The sequence below is a fragment of the Pseudomonas sp. C27(2019) genome (genome assembly GCF_008807395.1).
GTDB lineage: Bacteria > Pseudomonadota > Gammaproteobacteria > Pseudomonadales > Pseudomonadaceae > Denitrificimonas.
In genome coordinates this window covers 2,910,356-2,931,755 of sequence record NZ_CP043320.1, presented here as the reverse complement: position 1 = coordinate 2,931,755, position 21,400 = coordinate 2,910,356, and the positions used below count along the sequence as shown (strand labels likewise).

The following is a 21,400-nucleotide window of genomic DNA, read 5'->3' as shown; positions in this document are numbered from 1 at the left end:
AAGGTAAAATTAACGCTCACTTTTGCGTCAATGGGTTTCGTGGGCCGAGCTCAAGTAAATGATCGACAGCACCATGAAAATAAAGGCTTGAAGCGGGATTACCAGTATATGGAATATCGCCCAAGGCCCGTACAGCGACCACTGAATCCAAAAAGGCAGCAGCGCAATCAAAATAAATACAACTTCACCTGCATACATGTTACCGAACAAACGTAATGCAAGGCTAAATGGTTTGGTTAACAGGCCTAATATTTCAAGAACCAAGTTAAATGGGATTAACGTCCAATGATTAAATGGCGTGAAGGAAAGCTGCTTGGCAAAACCACCAAAGCCATTGATCTTGATGCTATAGAATACAATCAAAATGAATACGCCAATAGATATACCAAAGGTCGCATTTGGATCTGCAGTTGGAACATATTTGAAGTATTCGATACCTAGCATACCGGCAAGCCCAGGTATTACGTCAATGGGAATCCATTTCAGACTGTTCATCAACAGGATCCACATGAAAATCGTAAGCGCTAGTGGTGCTATTAAGGCGCTGCGACCATAGAAGGTTTCGCGCACCATATTTTGTACAAACTCTACAAAAATCTCAACGAAATTTTGCATCCCTGTTGGTACGCCTGAGTTCGCACGCTTAGCTACTTTTCTAAAAACAAATAGAAAAATAAAACCCATCAGCAAAGACATAAACATGGTGTCTAAATGGATTGCCATAAAACCCATTTCGTTTATCTCTTGAGTATTCTGGGCAACGCGCCAAGTACCATCAATTTTGCCAAAGGTTAAGTTTTGCAAGTGGTGCTGGATATACTCAGCATTGCTATTTGCCATATATGCCTCAATCCTTAACGTTTACCAGTTTTTACTTAAAAAGAGTGAAACCACTGAGGTCAGCTGAATCAAAATGTAGCCTAAAAACAATAGCACTACATTGAAAGGCTTCACTGCTATAAACACCAGTGCAAAAAGCACTGCTGTTACGACCATCTTTCCTACCTGCCCTGCCCAAAATGACTGGACAATCGCTTCCATTGAGCGTGCACCATAAAGCTGAAAGGCTTTATACGTGAAATAGGCATTGGCTATCAAAGCAATCATACCGCCTATTAGCACCGAGTATGCTGCAATCACACCTTGTGTCGCCGCACATACTATGGTCAACAATGTAACAACGACTAACTGTATAACGAGTGTTCGAAACGCGGGCAGCTGATAAAACGGCGTTTTGTTGCGTATGGCCACTTTTCTTCGCCTTTTATTTGAATTTGCTTACTCGTTATCTCGCCACTACAAAATTGCGCAGAGAGTATAGGCTTCTATGCAGCACCTATCAACTCAAATGTGTCCATATTGGACTTAAGAGGGGGTTACCTCTAATTGATATGAGCCAGAACTCCCTGTAACTCATCTAGAGAGCCATATTTAATTACCAACTGCCCTTTTCCTTTTGCCCCATGCTTTATTTGTACTTGGGCGCCCAAACGCTCAGCCAATTTTTGCTCTAGGCGCTTAACATCAGGATCAACAGTTGTTTTTTCTTTCTCAGGTTTGCCAGCAAGAATAGTACGCACCATAGCTTCTGTTTGTCGAACTGTCAGTCCTTTTGCGACAACATGCCGCGCCGCTTCAACTTGTTTATCTACAGGCAAACCTAATAAAGCCCGCGCGTGGCCCATTTCTAAATCACCATGCGCCAATAGCGTTTTAATCTCATCAGGCAAACCCAGTAGTCGTAATAAATTGGCTATGGTGGCGCGTGATTTGCCTACAGCATTTGCCACTTCCTGCTGGGTTAATTCAAATTCTTTTTGCAAGCGTTGCAAAGCGACTGCTTCTTCTACTGGGCTTAAATCTTCGCGCTGAATATTTTCAATCAGTGCCATCGCAATCGCTGCTTGATCACTGACATTGCGTACCATCGCCGGAATGCTTTTTAAGCCGGCGATTTTTGCTGCACGCCAGCGACGCTCACCAGCAATAATTTCATATGTATTCTTAGCAATCAGGCGCACCACTATCGGCTGCATAACACCCTGTGCTTTGATCGATTGCGCCAACTCTTCAAGACGCGTCTGATCCATGTCGCCACGCGGTTGATACTTACCGCACTGAATAGACTCTACATTTAAATGCTCTAATTCATTAGCATCCACTTGTTTGGCTTGCTCTTGCAAGGTATTAGCCGTTGCGCCACCCAATAAAGCATCTAGCCCTCGTCCGAGACCGCGTTTTTTAACCGCCATAATATGATTCCTTATGTGCGTGTTGCAGCACGCTGACTGGCGCGCTGGCGGCGTGATAACTCGCCTGCTAGCGCTAAATAAGCTAATGCTCCACGAGACTGTTTGTCATATGCCAAAACCGGCAACCCATGACTGGGTGCTTCAGCTAAACGCACATTGCGTGGAATGACTGTGTCATACAGCGTGTCACCAAAATGCTGTTTTAATTGCAGCGAGACATCATTGGTCAAACTTAACCGCGGATCATACATGGTTCGTAAAATACCTTCTATTTGCAGCGTCGGATTAAGCTCTGCAGCAATGCGCTGAATACTACCAATCAAGTCGGTTAAACCTTCTAAGGCAAAATACTCACACTGCATTGGAATAATCACTCCATCGGCAGCCACTAAGGCATTGATTGTGAGCATGCTCAAGGATGGTGGGCAATCAATTAAAATATAATCATAATTGCCGCGCACCGGCTGTAAGGCATCAAGTAAGCGGCGCTCTTTGTTTGGCAAATCAAGTAACACCACTTCAGCAGCCGTTAAATCACGGTTTGAAGGTAACAGCTGATAACCACCTTGTTCAGAAAACTGTATCACATCAATAAGATTAGCTTGTCCAGTCAATACGTCCAACACTGAATGCTGCAAACTGTGCTTATCAATGCCACTGCCCATGGTGGCATTGCCTTGGGGGTCAAGATCAATCAACAGCACGTGACGACGCGTAGCGACTAATGAGGCAGCCAAGTTAATACAGGTTGTGGTTTTACCGACACCGCCTTTCTGGTTGGCAATTGCCAAGACCTTGCCCATATTATCTCCTACGTTATTCTTGGCGCTGTAAAATCAATAAATGCCGCTGCCCTTGGCAACCTGGCACTTTGAGAATCTGACAACTATCAAGACGAAAATCTTCTGGCAATGCTTGCAGCTCATCATCAGGGTGCACGCCTTTCATCGCCAACCAATGTGTTTTTAAGTCACCTAAGTGGCGGGTCCAATTGGTAAAATCTTCAAGCGAGCTGAAAGCTCGCGAGATAATGCCAGAGAATGCCCGTTTTGGGGTAAAGGCTTCAACTCGCTTGTGAACAACACCTAAGTTATCCAACTCTAACTCCAGTTTAACCTGGGTTAAAAAACGTGTTTTTTTACCGTTAGAATCCAGCAGGGTAAATTTTCGCTGTGGAAAAATAATCGCCAACGGCACGCCCGGCATACCACCACCACTGCCAACATCTAACCAATCACTGCCGTACTGCTCAACATACTGAGCAACACTGAGGCTGTCGAGCAAGTGCCGTGAGACCATTTCATCGGGGTTGCGTACCGCAGTTAAATTGTACGCTTTATTCCACTTAATCAATAAAGCCAAATACTGCAGCAGTTGTTGTTGCTGTAACTCACTCAAAATAACATTAAGTTGCTGTGCACCCTGCGCTAATTCCTGCGCATGCTGTGTATTCACACTCATGAATCTGCTTGCTCCAACGATTGCGTAGCCTTGCGTTTTTTCAAATGCACCATCAACAAAGATACCGCTGCTTGCGTGACACCTGGAATACGTGAGGCCTGTCCTAAAGTTTCAGGACGACTGGCTATGAGTTTTTGCTGAATTTCTTTGGATAATCCAGAAATCACAGTGTAATCCATATCCAGTGGTAACTTTACCGCTTCACTGGCTCGCAGTTTAGCAATGTCATCCAACTGGCGATCGAGATAACCAGCATATTTGGTTTTAATTTCCAATTGCTCAGCTATTTGCTCGTCAGTGATACCCCCACCGGTCACTGCAACTAAATCAAGGTAATTGATTTCAGGGCGCGCCAGCAAATTCAATAAATTATACTCGTGAGTCAATGGCGTATTAAATTTGGCCATCACTGCTTCACCAGCAGGCGTCCCTGGACGGACCCAGGTATCTTTTAGGCGCTGCTCTTCTTGCGCAATAGCTTCACGCTTGGCTTCAAAAACTGACCAACGGTGGTCATCGACTAAACCAATTTCACGGCCTTTTTCAGTTAAGCGCATATCGGCATTGTCTTCACGCAAAATCAAACGGTACTCCGCGCGTGAAGTAAACATGCGATAAGGTTCTTGCGCACCAAGGGTAATCAAATCATCAATCAATACACCCAAATAGGCTTCATCGCGGCGTGGATGCCAGCTGTCTTTACCCTGTGAACGTAAAGCAGCGTTACTTCCGGCTAATAAGCCTTGGATACCGGCTTCTTCGTAACCCGTGGTGCCGTTAATCTGTCCAGCAAAAAATAAACCGTGAATTACTTTAGTTTCTAAGCTGTATTTTAAGTCGCGCGGATCAAAATAATCATACTCGATGGCATAACCAGGGCGAATGATGTGCGCATTTTCCATTCCACGAATCGAATGTACCAGATCCAGCTGAACATCAAACGGCAAGGATGTTGAAATACCATTAGGGTACAGCTCATTGGTTTTTAAACCTTCAGGTTCTAGAAAGATCTGATGGCTGTCTTTATCGGCAAAGCGGTGAATCTTGTCTTCAATGGATGGGCAGTAACGTGGACCAACCCCCTCAATCACGCCGGCATACATGGGTGAACGATCAAGGTTTCTAGTGATGATGTCATGGGTTTTGCTGTTGGTATGGGTAATCCAGCAACTGACTTGCTTAGGGTGTTGTTCGCGACGACCTAAAAAAGACATAACCGGTAACGGTGTGTCACCAGGTTGTTCAGTCATCACAGAAAAATCCACTGAACGTGCATCAATTCGCGGTGGTGTACCGGTTTTTAAACGATCAATACGTAACGGTAACTCACGCATGCGCTGAGCTAAGGCGTTGGCGGGTGGATCACCGGCACGACCGCCTGAATAATTTTGCATACCAATATGAATCAAACCACCAAGGAATGTTCCGGTGGTTAGCACTACGTTATCTGCAAAGAAACGCAAACCCATTTGTGTGACTGCACCGCGCACATGTTCATTTTCAACAATTAAATCTTCAACTGCTTGCTGGAAAATCCACAAATTGGGTTGATGCTCTAACACTTCACGAATCGCAGCTTTGTAAAGAACACGGTCAGCTTGTGCACGAGTGGCTCGCACTGCTGGTCCTTTGCGGCTATTTAAAACTCTAAATTGAATACCACTCAGATCCGCTGCAATAGCCATTGCACCACCAAGGGCATCAATTTCTCTGACTAAATGGCTTTTACCGATTCCGCCAATGGCTGGATTACAGCTCATTTGTCCGAGGGTTTCGATATTGTGTGTTAGCAATAACGTTTTCACGCCCATTCGTGCCGAAGCTAGCGCGGCTTCAGAACCAGCATGGCCACCACCAATTACGATCACATCAAAACGGGAAGGATAATCCACCAGACACCTCAGGATTTATATAAAAACGGATGAGCTCAGCATTGCACAGGTGGGTTTAACCACATTGCTTTTGGCTTATGACCTATTTGGTTTACTGCTAGCGAGCTTTAGACGAGTAATAGTATAGATTTTTACGCTACTTTGCATAAGCGTTTCATTGCAAGGTTTTTACCCGTGAGTGAATGCGCAGGTAAACAAATATAAATTAAATATAAAGATATAAAGCTTGTTATTATTGCTATTACTAGTCAGCCATTATTTTGTGGGCACCTTAAAAATAACCAATTAAAACAATAACTTATACGGCATTTAAGGCTGTTGAGAAGGCTAGGTGTGATTATGGGATAAGCGTATTAAGCTTGTGGATAAAGCCTCTAGTTATCCACAAGAACAGTTATCCACAGACTTAACCACTGCTTATCAACCAAGCTTAAGTGCGCTTCTCCACAGAGTTTAATGGTGAAATTTTCTCCATAAAAACAGTTTTATACGATTTAAAAGTAAGACGAACGGCTTAATTAGAGCAGTAGCCGCACTCAAGTAGACAGACGAATCCAATAAGTGGATCGAAGAAGAGGCGTAGAAAGGTAATTTTCACGCAGATGCACAGCGGCTATAGCGCTGCTGCCTGTGCTTGAAATAAATACAGAGAAGAGTTAAAATGGTATGTTTAGCAAGATGGCGTGCACACATACATTGCGCAGTGTGCACGCTTGCCTGGGAGAGATTAACAGGGGCGCAAAATGATAGTACCGCGATCACCAACAGCATAGACGGCACCAGTCTCGGTGGCACACACTGAGCGTAAACCGGCAGTTGTACCGCTTGACTCAGTGACCCACTGATCGGCGTCTAAACGTAGCACACAGCCTTTTGTGCCAACAGCAAAAGCACCTGCTTGTTTAGAGCCAGAAATAGCTAAAAGGTCTTCGCGCAGGCGAGTTGGCATTTGCTGCCAGCGCTGGCCATTAAAGTGCGCCATAGTGCCTGATAAACCAACGGTATAGATGTTACTGAGGCTATCACCCCAAACACCATAGAGAAAACTCTCGCTGCCAATATTAAACTCAGCCCATTCTTTGCCGTTATAACGCAGCATCAGACCAAAATCACCAGGCGCTAAAAGGTGCTCATTGTCCCAAGCCCATAAGCTGTACAATGCCGACTTTGTACCGCTAGGCATGCGTTGCCAGCGTAAGCCATCAAAATGTAGGACTAAACCTTCATCGCCTACTGCATAAATTGAATTTGGGCTGCTGCCCCACATCGCTAGAATTGTGACATCAAGGTGAAGGTCAAAATGCAATGTCCATTGTTCACCATCAAAACGATAAATACGACCAGCCTGTCCAGCAGCAAATAAACCTTTACCGGTGTCCCATAGACAATGCACTGCTAAGTCACTGGGCGCAGGCAGTTGCTCACATTGATCGCCTTTGATGCGTAACACAGTACCGGCTTCACCACTGGCGTAACAATAACCATCGTTGCCTTCGGTAATGTTCCAAAGCTGTTTTTTACTGGGTGATGATAATGTTTGCCAAGTGCTTTTCTCAGCTTCTTGCGGTGGTGGCGCTAAGGCTAGAGTAAAATCCTCTGCTGCGGTCATAATGGTACCGAAATCACCTACTACCAATGCTTCACCGGTTGATAAGGGAATGATATCCATTAGGTCATGTCGCGTATTACTTTCAAGCTTATCGATGCGCCAGTTATTTAGGTAGTACAGGTGGCCTTTATCACCGACAATCAATATGCCGTCTTTATAAGCTTTGATGGCACGCAGACGTGGCATGACTTCATTGAATTTGAGCGCTTTGAATACGCCATCTTTATAAAGGACTAACTCACCACGAAAGCCGCCTTGGTCAACAAAGTAACGGCCACCACCTAGCAGTAAACTGCCATCATTCATAATCAATAGGGTTTGGAAGCCTGAACCTAAAGGGCATTTTAGATCAGTCCATTGGCCGTGCTCATCACGCCTTAAAACAGTGCCTTCGCCGCCCGCTGCATACACCATATTATCGGCCGCACACACTACTGCTCGTAGGTTTATTTTTGTCGGGCTCTCTTCACGTTGCCATGTTTGCCCATCAAAATATAAAATTATACCGTTATCACCGACCGCCCAAGCCTGACCTTGCTGATTTCCATCAATAGCAAATAATGGAGTATTTTCTTCACAAGAGGCAAAGCGTTCAGTTTTTTCTTCAATGACACCACCGCGTAAGCTGCGCCATTGCTCTCCATCAAAGTGCAAGATGCAGCCCATCCAGCCTACAGCAAAAATATTGTCTAATGATTGTCCCCAGATGCCATGTAAAGGTAAGCGTGTGGGTACCTCCATATGCTGCCAGAACTTTCCCTCACTATCCGCTACGCCGTTATAGCGGATCACCATGCCTTCATCACCAACTACCATCAAATTATTATTGATCACTAAACCTGACCACAACACATCTCCGTCACCTGCACCGACCTCAGGCACTCGATGCCATGCAGCACGGTTTGGTGCTTGGGTATCGGTGGCTAGGATTTTGCTGAAAAATTGACGACGGCTTGCTGAAGGGGTTTCGCTCATAGCAGCACTCTCAAGTAAGAAGGTGAATGGAATCGCTTAGTAACAGATACAACAACCCTTACTCTCTTATGATGTTGGGTTGTTGGAGCTGCCTAGCAAATCTTGTAACTGTTGGCGCAGTGCTTCTTGCTCTTCTGCGGGCACAGCGCTGAGTGCCTGCTCCAACTCTGCAGTAGGTAAGCTGGCTTGGCTAAATTCATGTAATGAATGTTTTGCTGCTTCTGCAAAAACTGCTTGCGCATGCTTAACGCAAGCATCGACCATTGGTGCAAAAGCCTGAGCTTCAACGCTGTCAGGTGCGGATAGAATTGCCGGAATACCGCTATCTGAAGCTGTGGATAACGCCAAAGACAGGGGAATTTGTGCGATAGACTCAACATCTGCGGCGGCAAGCGCCTCTGCAAGGTGAGCCCTTGGGAAAACATGGAAATGTTCGTCACAATTTGGACAGGTGACCCCAGCCATGTTTTCAACGACACCGATTAAAGGTAAACCACGCTCTTGGCAAAAACGTACAGCTTTTATACTATCCATCAATGCCACTTCTTGCGGAGTAGTGGCGAGAAGTGCTGCTACGTCATGACCTTCTAGCATATCGGCAAGAGTAATCAGCTCATTACCAGTGCCGGGGGGCATATCAATGACGAGGAAGTCCAGCGGCCCCCAATCAAATGAACCAATTAAATGGTGCATAAAATCATGTTTATACGCATCACGCCATACAATGGGAGTGTCGTCAGTTTCCATCATAAAAGCTAACGAGCCTACTTTTACAGGGTATTTAAGTCCCTCGTAATTAAAGGCTTTTGCAGGCAGTCCTTGCTTACTTAAACGCACACGCTCCCCCACAAAGCCGAAGAAACGGCTTTGGTTGGGTCCGTGAATATCGGCATCAGCTACACCCACGCTATAGCCTTGGGCCGCTAAGCCAGCAGCAAGGTTTGCCGATACTGTACTTTTACCGACACCGCCTTTATTGGCCATGACCATAATGATTTGACCAATCTCAGCAAGACGCGATTCAATCAAGCGTTTTTCATGCTGACCTTTATCCAGAGTGCATTGTTCTTCTTCCGGACAAAACTGACAGGCGTGGCCCCGTCCACAATCTTCAGGCACTAAAGCCAAAGGATCGCGAGCGGGGAAAGTGGAAACCGACATGGATGTATCCTTATTCGTTATTTTTTATCAGCTGCGCGCGCGTCAAGTAAAATCCAATTATGGGTTATACGCTTGTTACCATCGCGCTGGGTATCATTACCCTGCCATACAGCAAAGCCCATCGGGATGGTTTCACGATCAAAATTTATATCGTGCTTGTTAGTCGTTTTAAGTGGCCGCGACATTACCACATACCAAGTATTATCTTTCTTAATTTGTTTCGGTGCATATTTGCTAGAGCCAGACACTGTCTGGTTTTCTAAAATTGTGGTACTGCCGAAACCACCAGCGGCTAAGTTCTCAACCCTATCTTGATCTGCGAGCCAGTACCATATATTAACTGGCTGATCTTTACCTGTACCCATCATGTAGGATGTTTCAGGCCCCTCAAGAGCAAACTGTACGGCAACGCCATCACGGAACTCATCAACGGTTGTGCCACGGTTTTCAGTATCGTCTTTCCAATTCATGCGAATATAAAAGCGCTCATCGGTGCGGGCCACCTGAAACTTAATATACTTACCAGTTGAGCCGCCTTGATCATAGCGCAACATTACGGACTGATGCACAGGTGGTGCAGGCAGTAAGTAGGTGCTATACATCGGTAAACGATCCCAAATCAAATCATCAGGATCATTTTGAGTACGCAAGTATGTTGACCCTGAGAAGTGTTTAACCTCGACTGTTTGGCCGGGTATTATTTCTTCAACGTTAGGGTTTAGTTCTGATTTATCAGCCCAAACATTAGCTGTTGCTAGTGAGAGTGCAAGAGTTAAGGAGCCTGTTAAAAAATGACGCAATTTCATGGCATAATTCCTCATTTATAAGGGCATACTCAGTCCCACAAGGACTGAACGGCTGAATCTGATGATGAAGCGATGTGCGGATAAACACCTACTAAAGCTTCTAGTGCGCGTTGCTGATTAATTGCCCAATCTGGCAAAATTTCAACTAAATGCGCAAGGTTCAGATCCAAGCCATACTGATTTTCTTTAGCATAGCCTGCACGTATCGCCTGCAATAATGGCAGCAGGTAACGCACTAAAAAATCACGATGTGCGCGACGATACGGTGCAGTATCTTTTTCCTGTTCAAGCGCTTGTCTTTCGAGATAGCACAACAATGCACAAAACTCGAGCATGGCGACTAAATGATCAGGTTCATCTTGATGACCCTCATCATCGACCGCGGCTTTTAGACCGAAGTGAGTATAAAACGCTTGCACATTGAGTAAGAATGCACCGGGTGTTTGTCCACCAATTAAACTTTCATGGGCACTTGCCACCAGTGCTACACGCGGCTTACCACGTTTGCCATGTATAAAGGTGGACATATAACCCACTTCTAAATCATCAAGGCAGCTGCTTACTGCAAGCTCAGGCCAAGGCGCTTCACCGAGTGCTTGCAATGCAGCGTCGAGCGCTGCTTGCAAACGTCTCTCTTGTAGAGCTTCTAGGGTTTCTTCAAGTGGATACCCTAGAGCTACAGCGGCTAAGCGATAAATTGCTTCGCGGGCCTCGGCCCGCTCAGCTTCATTTTGGCGACTCAGCAAGTCTGCAGATACGCTCATATGTTAACCCCTGTCTTAGCTCAGCTTGAACATTTCAGAGTGTTTAAAACCGATCAATGTATCCATCAGTTCGCTATCTTTACCTTCGGCCTTCAGTTGGCGCTCTGCAGCCAGTGTATCCAAGACTTCACTGACCCGTGGGCCAAATAGGCTTTCCAAGTACGCCAAAGGAATACGTGGCTCATCCAGTTCTTCACCATTAGGTCCAAACTTAGGTGGTGAAGTTGGTGGTATGTAAAATACGTTAGGCTCAGTACCCCACTCCGCGTGCAGAGGTAAAGCAACTTTGTGTTTTTCTACCAATAAATGGATTGGGCCTTCTTCATCATCGCGGTAGCCAATCCAACGAATACGACCAACACATTGTTGTGCACAAGCAGTGGGCAGGCCTTTCTCAATTCGCGGGTAGCAGAAAATACATTTTTCTGACTTAGAGATTTGCTCGTTAAAGTAAACTTTTTTGTATGGACAAGCATTAACGCAGTAGCGGTAACCGCGGCAGCGTTCTTGGTCAACCAAAACGATTCCATCTTCTTGACGCTTATAAATCGCGTTACGGCTACAGGCTGCTAAACAAGCAGGGTTAGCACAGTGATTACACAAGCGCGGCAAATAGAAGTAGTAACTGTTCGGGTAATCACCTAAACCCTCATCTTCATCCCAGTTAGCGCCCCACGTTGGTTTAACGTGAGGACGTAACCAAGGATCGGTACCGGTCATTAGCGCTTCTTCGTAGTTGTATTCCCATGGAATACCATAATCTTCTTGGCTCGGTTGGCGGCCTAAACGCAGCGCGCCGTCGGCATCAAAACCACCGCCCATGTTTTCATAGTCACGTGGGTAGCCTTTACCAGGCTGTGACTCCACGTTGTTCCAATACATGAACTCGCGACCATTACGGTTAGTCCACATCAATTTGCAAGCTGCAGTGCAGGTCTGGCAACCAATACATTTATTTAGGTCCAGGACCATGCTGAGTTGGCGTTTAACAGTCATGATAATCTCCTCTTAAACGGCTCTTGGGTCGTTAATATCTTCGGGTTTTGCCAGCTCAATGTCGTAGCAGCTCTCATGGATGTGCTGGTTGGCGTTCCATCCGCAATAAACAAACTTCAAATGTCCCCAGCCACCTGCAAGCTCTAGTGGCTGCAAGAATACTGCGTTGGAAACGTTCATATTTCTGCGATGAATGTACTGATGCGGCTCCCATCCATGCTCCATCATGATCGAGTTCACTGGGATACTTGGGTAGAACTTCGCTTGTGCGAAGAAATCACCGTTAGCGTTGAACAGTCGTACCGTATCACCGTCTTTAATACCCCGTTGCTCAGCCAGCTGCGGATTGATGTAAATATTCGGCTCACCACGCTGTAGACGTAGGAGGTATTTATTACTACGCCAGTTGGAGTGAATACCCCAGCGAGCGTGCGGTGAATAGAACTCTAACGGATAGTTAGATGCCTTAGGCCCCGCGTGTAATCGCGCTGTTGGTACGGTAGATTTCAGTTTCTCAAACCATGGGTGGTCACAATAGAATGTAATACGACCGGTGAGTGTGTCATAAGGCTTCTTGCCATCGGTTTGCGCGGTGAACGGGTCATAGCCGCGATCTGACTCAAGAGGCTGGTTCAGACCAGCGTGCTCGTTCATTACAATAAAGCCTTTTTCAGCGGCTTCTTCGATGGTCACACCACCGAACTCAGGCGAGTCTTCAATAATGTGCTTGAGTACATCGTAATCCGTGTTCAGTGTGCCATTACGGGTAAAGTCATCGTGAATGGTATGCAGATCACGAGTAACATCACCATCTTGGATCGGACCAATACCACGGGCAATCGCACGTTCCTGAATTTTCTTGGTCAACAACGCCATGATTTCCCAGTCTGGCTTAGAATCACCTACTGGCTCTACCGGACGGGTGAAGATGTTAGCAAAACGGTGGTAACCCTGAGTACGGATATCCCATGCTTCATAATGACTTGCAGCTGGCAATACATAGTCTGCCCATTCAGCAGTGGAGTCCATGCGCACGTTAATGTTCACATACAACTCTTCAGCTTGACGCAAGTGTTCTTCGCGGTATTTTTCCGACATTTTGTTACGACGGAACGTGTTATCTGCGATCGAAATCATACCTTTGATTTCGCCGTAGTAAGGCATCCAGCCTTTTTCCATTGATTCATTCATCATCTCTTCCATCTCATCGAGATCGAAGCCGACGCGTTCTTTCAGTTTTTTATTATCAAAGTGCTTACGCGCACCTTCCATCATGCCGCCACGTAAGAACTCACCTAAGCCACCTGCTTCCAGGCGGGCTGATTTTTTGCCTTCAAAGCCGGCAAGTTCCCACCAGCGCGGGTGATTCCAAACAACCCAAGAGGTATCAAGACCACCTGTACGACCACCGTGACCAGTCAGAGCCAGTGTCAATGCATAGCCCCAACCTGTGTATAGGCAGTTTGAGTAACTTGAAGTTATGTAACCCAGCATGATGATGGCTTTTTTAGCTTTTGCCAGCAAACGTGCTTCTTGACGCACGATATCAGGGTGAATACCTGTGTGTTGCTGGGTATTTTCTGGCGTATATTTCGCCGCTTCTTTTTTCACAAACTCAAACGATGTGGTGACGGCAATGCCTTCCACTTCGAAGGTGCCTTCAATCGCTGGATCAACATCGCCCAATTCTAGGGTTTTAGTGTCGTCGCCCATTGAGCCTTTAGCTTTAACTGCTTGCTTGGTGTTCAGATCCCAGTGATAGAACACTTCGATTGAACCACCTTCCTCCAAATCAGCTTCACGCAGTAGCTTGCCGTTATCGATGCGTACTAACATCGGTAAGTCAGTCTGCTCTTTCATGAAATCAGGTTTGAACAGTCTTTCTTCAATGATTACGTTGACAAATGACATCGCCAAGAAGGGGTCAGAACCCTGCTCAATTGGCATCCAAAGGTCGGTGTGAATGGCGCTGGGGTTATAATCCGGTGCAGTACTGGTGATGCGCGCGCCGTTGTATTTGGCTTCCCAGATATAGTGAGCATCTGGGATACGGGTTGCGTTCGGGTTGATCATACCGAGCATGATGTAATCTGCATCAAACCAAGCATCAGAGGAAAAACTTTCCAGTGGGTTACCGTAGGCCAAATGGGCACCGGTCATCAAATCGCCCACGACAGTAAAACCGTCAAGCTGAATACCACCGACTAGGGCAGCAAAACGCGCGGGGCCTGAATGGCGAACCATGGTTTGGTTACCCGAACCTTGGTGAGTTTTAAGCTTGCCTGGGCCGTGTTTGACAAAAATATCGATGATTTTGTCGGCCACTTCTTCAGTTGCTTGATCCCAAGAAATACGTTGCCATTTACCTTCACCACGCTCGCCAGCACGCTTCAGTGGATAGCGCAGACGGTCAGCTTCGTACATGGACGTGGAGTGAATTGCACCTTTTTGACAACCACGTGGGTTAGCGTCAGGTATGTCATCGTGTATCTGTGGGTATTTGGCAATCTGCTCTTCACGGACAACGATGCCGTCTTTGACGTATACATCCCATGCGCAGTTACCCATACAGTTAATACAGTGTGCAGCATGGCCTACTTTATCCCATGCCCACTCGTTGCGGTACAGGTCTTCCCAGGCGCGGTATGGGTATTCAGTGGCGAGCGTATCGCCAACAGGTTCTAAACGGTTGAGTGCCCAAACATTACCGCTGAGCATAACCCCTGTACCAGTAAGGCCCACCCCTTTTAGGAAATCCCTGCGCTTAAGTTTCCACATTCCCATGGTTGTCTCCTCATCGACAGTGATTGCCGATCGACCGGGCTAAGTACGGTGATGGCTATCAGGTGACTGCATCGTCACATTATTTTTACTTAAGCTTTCGTGAACATCACCGATCGATACTGCACGATAAAGCTTGAGCTGAGTGTCATTACTTTGAGACACATTGCAGCATTGAACATAGGTCTTAGAACAACACTAAAAACAAAGTGATTGTCTATGTTCTTTAACTGCTGCATGCCTTTGATTATCAATGACTGCGTAGTCTGTGTATATATTTAGCACAAAGAAAATACGCTTAAACATGTATAGGCAAGCATAAAAGCTTGCCCTGATAACTCTTTGACTCAGGTCATCTTGAGGTCAGATAGTGGCGTAATAAATGGCTGCAAAGCGCTATTTCAGCCGTTTGATACACGCTGATGGGAATACTGCGTTAGGCGTTGAGAAAATAGGGTGGCATTCAACTTCCCAGCGATTCGGGGAACGCTGCCAGCACTCAATTGCCTTTTTCTCCGCTGCTGTGGTCTCATGCTTAGTGCGAGCGACATGCTCGCTCATTACTATTGCCAACGATGAAGGAAATGGCGGACTGCTCTACTTTTAACTCTTCATCCTGAAACATCATGCTGCTCGCTTGTTAATCCTTTTTTTGCCCGTTATGGACAACTCTTCCAGCCTTACAGGCCTAATATTTTCTTTAACGCTTGCTGCGACGCTTCGCGTTTTTCTTTAGGCATCTTAGCTATATTTATTAACTTCCAGTTTACAGCGGGTAAATTCTAAATGTGGCCAATGGATGAGTTATCCCACTGCCGAGTGGCCAACTGAACACGCTTTATTTACCGATACAAAAACTTGAGAAAATACGCCCTAGCAAATCATCTGCGCTAAATTCGCCGGTGATTTCACCTAGGGCGTGTTGTGCCATACGCAAATCCTCAGCCAATAACTCTCCGGCAGAGGCCTGGGTCAATTGTTGGTAGCCATTCGCTAAGCATTGCTCAGCTTGCTGCAGCGCATCGAGATGACGACGGCGAGCACTGAAGCTGCTTTCAGCAGTTTGACTGTAACCCATGCAACTTTTTAAATGCTCACGTAGCAGCTCTACACCTTCCCCGCTGCGTGCACACAAATTAATAGTGACATGACCATCGGCATTGCTGTGCATCTCAATAGATTCACCGGAAAGGTCCACTTTGTTACGGATTAAGGTAACTTTCTCTGGGTGCGGCGTGCTATCTAAGAACTCTGGCCACAAGGAAAAAGGATCATTGGCTTCTGCAGAATGGGCATCTACCACCAATAAAATACGATCAGCTTCATTAATGGCTTTTAATGCCCGTTCGACACCGATTTTTTCAACTTGATCAGCGGTGCTGCGCAAACCGGCAGTATCTGTGACATGCAACGGCATACCATCAATATGAATGTGTTCACGTAAAATATCCCGCGTTGTGCCTTCAATATCGGTCACAATGGCTGCTTCATAACCGGCCAAACTGTTGAGCAAACTGGACTTTCCGGCGTTGGGTCGACCGGCAATTACGACGCTCATACCATCACGCAATAACGCGCCTTGACCAGCTTCGCGCACCACCTCTTTTAGCTCTTTTTGCACAGCAGTTAGCAATTGTAATATATGGCCATCGGCTAAGAAGTCGATTTCTTCTTCTGGAAAATCAATTGCCGCCTCCACATAAATACGCAGAGCAATTAATTGTTCGGTGAGCGCATTAACACGCTGAGAAAACACGCCCTGCAACGAACGCAAAGCATTGCGTGCGGCTTGAGTTGAACTGGCCTCAATCAAGTCGGCTATGGCTTCAGCTTGGGCTAAATCGAGTTTATCGTTAAGAAAAGCACGCTCACTGAACTCGCCGGGTCGTGCTAAGCGCGCGCCAAGCTCAACGCAGCGCTGCAACAGCATATCTAAAACCACAGGCCCGCCATGGCCTTGCAGTTCTAATACATCTTCACCGGTGAAGGAGTTAGGGCCAACAAAATAGAGGGCTAAGCCTTCATCAATGGCTTGCTGGTTATCCGTATAGAAAGGACCGTAATGCGCGTAACGCGGTTTTAATGAACGCCCTGTCATCTGCTCAGCAATATGCTTGGTCAATGGACCTGAGACTCGAACAATCCCTACCCCGCCACGGCCTTGTGCCGTGGCAATAGCAGCAATGGTGTCACGCGACATTGGCATAAGGTTTTCCTCAACACTAATCACAAAGCACAACGCCCCTAAAAAGGGGCGTTGTGAACTCGCTAGGTTCGACTAACTTGCGTTAGCGGCCGCCATTGATTTTTCAATCTTGCGAGTAATATACCACTGTTGACCAATCGACAGGACGTTGTTGACCACCCAGTACAATACCAAACCTGATGGGAACCACAGGAAGAAGAAAGTAAAGATAATCGGCAGCAGCTTCATTACTTTAGCTTGCATTGGGTCCGGTGGTGTTGGGTTGAGTTGTTGTTGTACAAACATACTCAAACCCATGATGATTGGCAGAATAAAGAACGGATCTTTGCTCGACAAGTCAGTTAACCAGAACATAAAGGGTGCTTGGCGTATTTCCACGCTTTCCAGCAATACCCAGTACAAAGAGAGGAAAACTGGCATCTGTACTAAAATTGGTAAGCAGCCACCCAGAGGGTTAATTTTCTCTTTTTTGTACAGCTCCATCATGCCTTGTGACAGCTTTTGACGATCACCAGCATGTTCTTCTTTTAACGCTGCCATTCTTGGCGCAACAGCGCGCATACGTGCCATAGATTTGTAACTGGCAGCAGACAGTGGGAAGAAAGCTAACTTAATTAAGATGGTCAGGACAATAATTGACCAACCCCAGTTACCTAAAATGCTGTGGATAACACCCAATAACCAGAAAATAGGCTGAGCAATAAACCAAAGGAAACCATAGTCAACTGTCAACTCAAGGCCTGGTGAAAGGTTTTTCAAATGGCTTTGAATTTTAGGACCGGCATATAAGATTGCACTGGCTTGCGCATGCTGACCTGGAGCAACACTTAATGCTGGCGTGGTATAGCCAATAATGTAATTACCCTGCGAGTCTTTACGCGTAGTCACTTGGTTGGTTTGCTCTGAATCAGCAACCCAGGCCGTAACAAAGTAATGTTGCAACCAAGCAACCCAGCCACCTTGAATGGCTTGACTGAATTTTTTATCATCCATATTGCTCATGGATAATTTCTTGTAAGGCTCTTCTGCTGTCCACAATGCTGCACCTAAATAGGTTGCAGTACCAGTGGCAGTGGTAGATGAAGGGTCGCCTTGACCATCACGTTTGAGTTGGGCAAATAAATTACCTTGCCAATCACGATCGCTTTGGTTGTCAATCAAGTAAGTCAGTTGAACTTGATACGCCTGCTGATTAATGCACTCAACTTTACGCTGACTGATTTCACGTGCAGAGCATTCGGTGCTTAAACCACGGTGAAAGGTAAAGCGCTTGGTGTAATTTACAGCATTTTCTTGAAAGGACAGATCAACGTTTAACTCGTTTTGCCCGTCTGCCAAACTGAAGTGTTGTTGGCTAACGCTATAAACAGGACGGCCACTGGGGCGCGCATCAGGTCCATTAGCGCCAACTAAACCACTTTGTGCAACATAGATTCGCTCATTACTGTTTTCAAATAACTGCAATGGAATATCGGGGTTGGATGCATTGCGAGGGTATTGGCTGAGTTTTAACTCAACGATATCACCACCATTTGGGTCAATGGCTAACTGCAGCACATCGGTTTGTACATAAATCAAGTTATCGCTAACAACATTGTTGGTTAACGTCGGATCTTGAGTCAGCTCATTTACAGCAATCGGCAGGTCATCATTATTCGCAGCATGTGCTGTATTTTGCGGTACAGAATCATTAACAGAAGACTGCGAATTGACTGAATTTGATTGTGTAGTTGCAGCTGTTACTGGTGCCTGGCCGTAGTCTTGGTTCCATTGAAGAACCATCATATAAGACACAACAGCTAAGGCTACGAGCAGGATCGTACGTTTGATATCCATAATTACTCGGCCGTAGAAGATGAACAGGAAGGAGTTGGTACGGGATCAAAACCGCCCGCATTCCAAGGATGACAACGTCCAAGTCGTCGAATAGCTAACCAGCTGCCACGCATCGCACCATGCTGCTCAATAGCTTCAATGGCGTAACACGAACAACTGGGATAAAAACGGCAATGACTTGCCATCATAGGACTGATTGCATAGCGATAAAATTTAATTGGCAAGATAACCAACTTACGCATTACTTTGCCCTGCTAAATCAGAAGGTGTTGCTTGTGATGCGGATAAACGCTGGCGTGCCAAACGTTTCCACATTTTATCAAACTGCTGTCGAAGCTCAATATTAGACAAGTCAGCAATACCCCTACGGGCAACAATTACGATATCTACACCATTCAAAATATGTTGATTATGGCGAAACGATTCTCGTATTTGACGTTTTATTCTATTGCGCTCAACAGCAAGTTTTACGCTTTTTTTTCCAATAACCAACCCGAGACGTGGATGTTCGAGTTGGTTTTCACGAGCAAGTAACAAGACACTTTTGCCTGGCACTTTATATGTTGCTGAATCAAAGACAGATTTGAACTGCTGAGGTACCAGCAAACGCTTTTCTCGGCCAAAGCCTAGATTCATGCTGTGCTCGATTGGATTATGCGCTCAGGCGCTTACGGCCTTTTGCACGACGACGCTTAATAACAGCGCGACCGCCAACTGTTGCCATACGTGCGCGGAAACCGTGGTTACGAGCGCGTTTTAGAGTGCTGGGTTGAAATGTACGTTTCATGATTCGCTACCTGGTGACTTCTTGGGCAAAAAGGGGGCCCAAAGTGGTCCCCGTTAAATAGACGGGCAATTCTATTGAAAACTGAGGCTTAGGTCAATTATCTGCGGCATTTGTTTATTAAGTACTGTTTTTCTTTTTAAAAAACCCTGCTTTTCATTGCTTGCTGAGTAGTAGATTGAATTAGAAAAGAAGATATAAAGCTTATTACTGCTGTAATTACTACTGAGACAATATTCTGTTGATAAACTATTTAATCGTTTATAAATCATAGCGTTACAGGATTTTATAGTCTGTGCTAAAGGGGTGCTCTAGGTGTGCGTTTTAGTCGAATAAGCTGTGTATAAGTAGGCGAGTTATCCACAGCCTGCTTTTCAACAGTCTTATCCACAGGTTATTACCCTAGGCCTAAGTGGGGTTCTCCACAGGGCTTAAGCGCTTTAAAGCTATGCGTTCAACTAGAAAAATAGTATCCATAAGGCAACACAGGCGTACCAAAGTACCGCTGAGCGGACTAAAAGTAGCCAGATATTATCTAAAGTTCGGGTGCCTTTTTCACCTAAAGCGTCACTCTCTGCTTCAACAGCTGCGCGGCCTGCTTCACTTAAAAGGGCGTCGGCAGGTTTATTTATACAGAGCAAATCATGCATCAGCGCACGGTTAACGGTGATGAAGTTACCAATTAATGCAAAACTTGCACCCAGCAATCGTGCTGGTAGCCAATCTAAAATATGCAGAAGACGTGTGGCTCGGCCTGCGGCTTCAGGCCACTGAGCTTGCTCGGCGCTAAGGACCAATAAGCGATAGGTTAATGCAGCAAGAGGACCAGCCAGCAAGTAGTAGAAAACAATGGCGAAGAAGCCTTGGTAGCCTTGCCACAGCAAATAGCCTTGTACCGCTTGTAAAAGGCCTGCTGGCTCCTCTGACTGAATGAGTAGATCGCGCTGTGCGGCTAAGCTTGCTGCATGGGTATCTTGGCGCCGCCAAGCATCGCGAAAAGGGCCTAAAGCTGTGCGTATATCGCCACGGTTTAGGCTATATAAAACAATAACCAGATGTACAGGAATCAATAGCAAGCCATACAACAGTGACTTTAGAACAAACAACAGTATTGCCAAGCCAATAATAGGTAAGCTCAGCGCCAGTAATAACGCCAATGTATGCTGCTTAGGCAGTAGTTTTGTGCTGCGCTTGAGTTGTTCATACCACCATTGATCTTTTTGTAATGCGCTACGCCAGTGTGATAGTTTTTCAATCAGTATGGTTAGGATTAAAACTAGAAAGCTCATGCGTTTTCTCCATGATATTTAACCTGTAGACGTTGCCAATCAAACGCGGGGCCAGGATCGGTTTTTCGGTCAGGGGCAATATCACTATGTCCACAGATACGGTCTGCAGTAATCATAGGGTAATGTTTAGTCAGTTCATCGACCAACTGATTGAGGCTGTAGTACTGGGCTTCGCTATAGGCAAGATCATCCTCCCCTTCCAACTCTATACCGAGTGAGAAGTCATTACAGTTTTCGCGTTGATTGAATTGCGATACACCTGCGTGCCAAGCACGATCTAAGCAGCTGACAAATTGAGTAATAGAACCGTCACGTTTGATGAAAAAATGAGCAGATACTTTTAAATGTGCGATGCCTGCAAAGTAAGGGTGTGCAGCAACAGGCAGTTGATTGGTAAACAGGGCTTCAACCATACCTGTGCCAAATTGCCCTGGTGGTAAACTGATGTTGTGGATAACCAGTAAGGAAATTTCAGAGCTTGGCCGAGCATTACAGTTATTAGACGGTAGATGCTGTGCACCTTGCAGCCAGCCTGTGCTGGGATCTAGCGCTAAAGCCTGTAAAGCGTGCATAAGATGTCCTGTGGTT

19 protein-coding genes are annotated in these 21,400 nt (G+C 45.9%); all 19 read right to left on the bottom strand.

Annotation, left to right across the window (positions count from 1 at the left end; all coding sequences use genetic code 11):
- Positions 1 to 27 precede the first annotated feature (27 nt).
- The 19 genes from atpB to ampD all read right to left on the bottom strand — a co-directional run bounded on the left by atpB (position 28) and on the right by ampD (position 21,384).
- Entirely contained in the window at positions 28 to 840 is an 813-nt protein-coding gene (gene atpB, locus FXF61_RS13475) for a F0F1 ATP synthase subunit A (RefSeq protein WP_151185742.1), read from the bottom strand.
- A gap of 21 nt (positions 841 to 861) precedes the next feature.
- Positions 862 to 1,251, bottom strand: a complete 390-nt coding sequence (locus FXF61_RS13470; RefSeq protein WP_151185741.1) for a F0F1 ATP synthase subunit I — start codon at positions 1,249 to 1,251, stop codon at positions 862 to 864.
- A gap of 131 nt (positions 1,252 to 1,382) precedes the next feature.
- On the bottom strand, positions 1,383 to 2,252 hold the full coding sequence (locus tag FXF61_RS13465; protein ID WP_151185740.1) for a ParB/RepB/Spo0J family partition protein: 870 nt from the start codon (positions 2,250 to 2,252) through the stop codon (positions 1,383 to 1,385).
- A gap of 11 nt (positions 2,253 to 2,263) precedes the next feature.
- Positions 2,264 to 3,055, bottom strand: coding sequence for a ParA family protein (locus FXF61_RS13460; protein WP_151185739.1), 792 nt, complete (start codon positions 3,053 to 3,055; stop codon positions 2,264 to 2,266).
- A 13-nt stretch (positions 3,056 to 3,068) separates the two neighbouring features.
- Positions 3,069 to 3,713 carry a 16S rRNA (guanine(527)-N(7))-methyltransferase RsmG gene (gene rsmG / locus FXF61_RS13455; RefSeq protein WP_151185738.1) on the bottom strand — a complete coding sequence of 215 codons (645 nt, stop codon included), beginning with the start codon at positions 3,711 to 3,713 and terminating at the stop codon, positions 3,069 to 3,071.
- Positions 3,710 to 5,605, bottom strand: a complete 1,896-nt coding sequence (gene mnmG, locus FXF61_RS13450) for a tRNA uridine-5-carboxymethylaminomethyl(34) synthesis enzyme MnmG (protein WP_151185737.1) — start codon at positions 5,603 to 5,605, stop codon at positions 3,710 to 3,712. Before mnmG ends, rsmG begins: the two co-directional genes overlap by 4 nt.
- A gap of 727 nt (positions 5,606 to 6,332) precedes the next feature.
- Positions 6,333 to 8,189, bottom strand: coding sequence for a glycosyl hydrolase (locus tag FXF61_RS13445; protein WP_151185736.1), 1,857 nt, complete (start codon positions 8,187 to 8,189; stop codon positions 6,333 to 6,335).
- A 66-nt stretch (positions 8,190 to 8,255) separates the two neighbouring features.
- Positions 8,256 to 9,350, bottom strand: coding sequence for a P-loop NTPase (locus tag FXF61_RS13440; protein ID WP_151185735.1), 1,095 nt, complete (start codon positions 9,348 to 9,350; stop codon positions 8,256 to 8,258).
- A 17-nt stretch (positions 9,351 to 9,367) separates the two neighbouring features.
- Positions 9,368 to 10,156, bottom strand: a complete 789-nt coding sequence (locus tag FXF61_RS13435) for an ethylbenzene dehydrogenase-related protein (protein WP_218571812.1) — start codon at positions 10,154 to 10,156, stop codon at positions 9,368 to 9,370.
- Between the two features lie 29 nt (positions 10,157 to 10,185).
- Entirely contained in the window at positions 10,186 to 10,920 is a 735-nt protein-coding gene (locus FXF61_RS13430) for a molecular chaperone TorD family protein (protein WP_151185733.1), read from the bottom strand.
- Between the two features lie 15 nt (positions 10,921 to 10,935).
- Positions 10,936 to 11,916 carry a 4Fe-4S dicluster domain-containing protein gene (locus tag FXF61_RS13425; RefSeq protein ID WP_151185732.1) on the bottom strand — a complete coding sequence of 327 codons (981 nt, stop codon included), beginning with the start codon at positions 11,914 to 11,916 and terminating at the stop codon, positions 10,936 to 10,938.
- Between the two features lie 12 nt (positions 11,917 to 11,928).
- Positions 11,929 to 14,700, bottom strand: coding sequence for a molybdopterin-dependent oxidoreductase (locus FXF61_RS13420; RefSeq protein ID WP_218571811.1), 2,772 nt, complete (start codon positions 14,698 to 14,700; stop codon positions 11,929 to 11,931).
- A gap of 835 nt (positions 14,701 to 15,535) precedes the next feature.
- Positions 15,536 to 16,903, bottom strand: a complete 1,368-nt coding sequence (mnmE, locus tag FXF61_RS13415; protein ID WP_151185731.1) for a tRNA uridine-5-carboxymethylaminomethyl(34) synthesis GTPase MnmE — start codon at positions 16,901 to 16,903, stop codon at positions 15,536 to 15,538.
- 72 nt (positions 16,904 to 16,975) lie between these two features.
- A complete protein-coding gene (gene yidC, locus FXF61_RS13410; RefSeq protein WP_151185730.1) occupies positions 16,976 to 18,739 on the bottom strand; it encodes a membrane protein insertase YidC in 1,764 nt (587 codons plus the stop codon).
- Positions 18,740 to 18,741: 2 nt separating this feature from the next.
- Complete coding sequence (gene yidD, locus FXF61_RS13405) at positions 18,742 to 18,981, bottom strand: membrane protein insertion efficiency factor YidD (RefSeq protein WP_151185729.1); 240 nt, start codon at positions 18,979 to 18,981, stop codon at positions 18,742 to 18,744.
- Positions 18,974 to 19,375, bottom strand: coding sequence for a ribonuclease P protein component (rnpA, locus tag FXF61_RS13400; RefSeq protein ID WP_151185728.1), 402 nt, complete (start codon positions 19,373 to 19,375; stop codon positions 18,974 to 18,976). Before rnpA ends, yidD begins: the two co-directional genes overlap by 8 nt.
- 16 nt (positions 19,376 to 19,391) lie before the next feature.
- Positions 19,392 to 19,526 carry a 50S ribosomal protein L34 gene (rpmH, locus tag FXF61_RS13395; RefSeq protein ID WP_151185727.1) on the bottom strand — a complete coding sequence of 45 codons (135 nt, stop codon included), beginning with the start codon at positions 19,524 to 19,526 and terminating at the stop codon, positions 19,392 to 19,394.
- 455 nt (positions 19,527 to 19,981) lie between these two features.
- Complete coding sequence (gene ampE / locus FXF61_RS13390) at positions 19,982 to 20,812, bottom strand: regulatory signaling modulator protein AmpE (protein ID WP_151185726.1); 831 nt, start codon at positions 20,810 to 20,812, stop codon at positions 19,982 to 19,984.
- Entirely contained in the window at positions 20,809 to 21,384 is a 576-nt protein-coding gene (ampD, locus tag FXF61_RS13385; RefSeq protein ID WP_151185725.1) for a 1,6-anhydro-N-acetylmuramyl-L-alanine amidase AmpD, read from the bottom strand. Before ampD ends, ampE begins: the two co-directional genes overlap by 4 nt.
- Positions 21,385 to 21,400 lie beyond the last annotated feature (16 nt).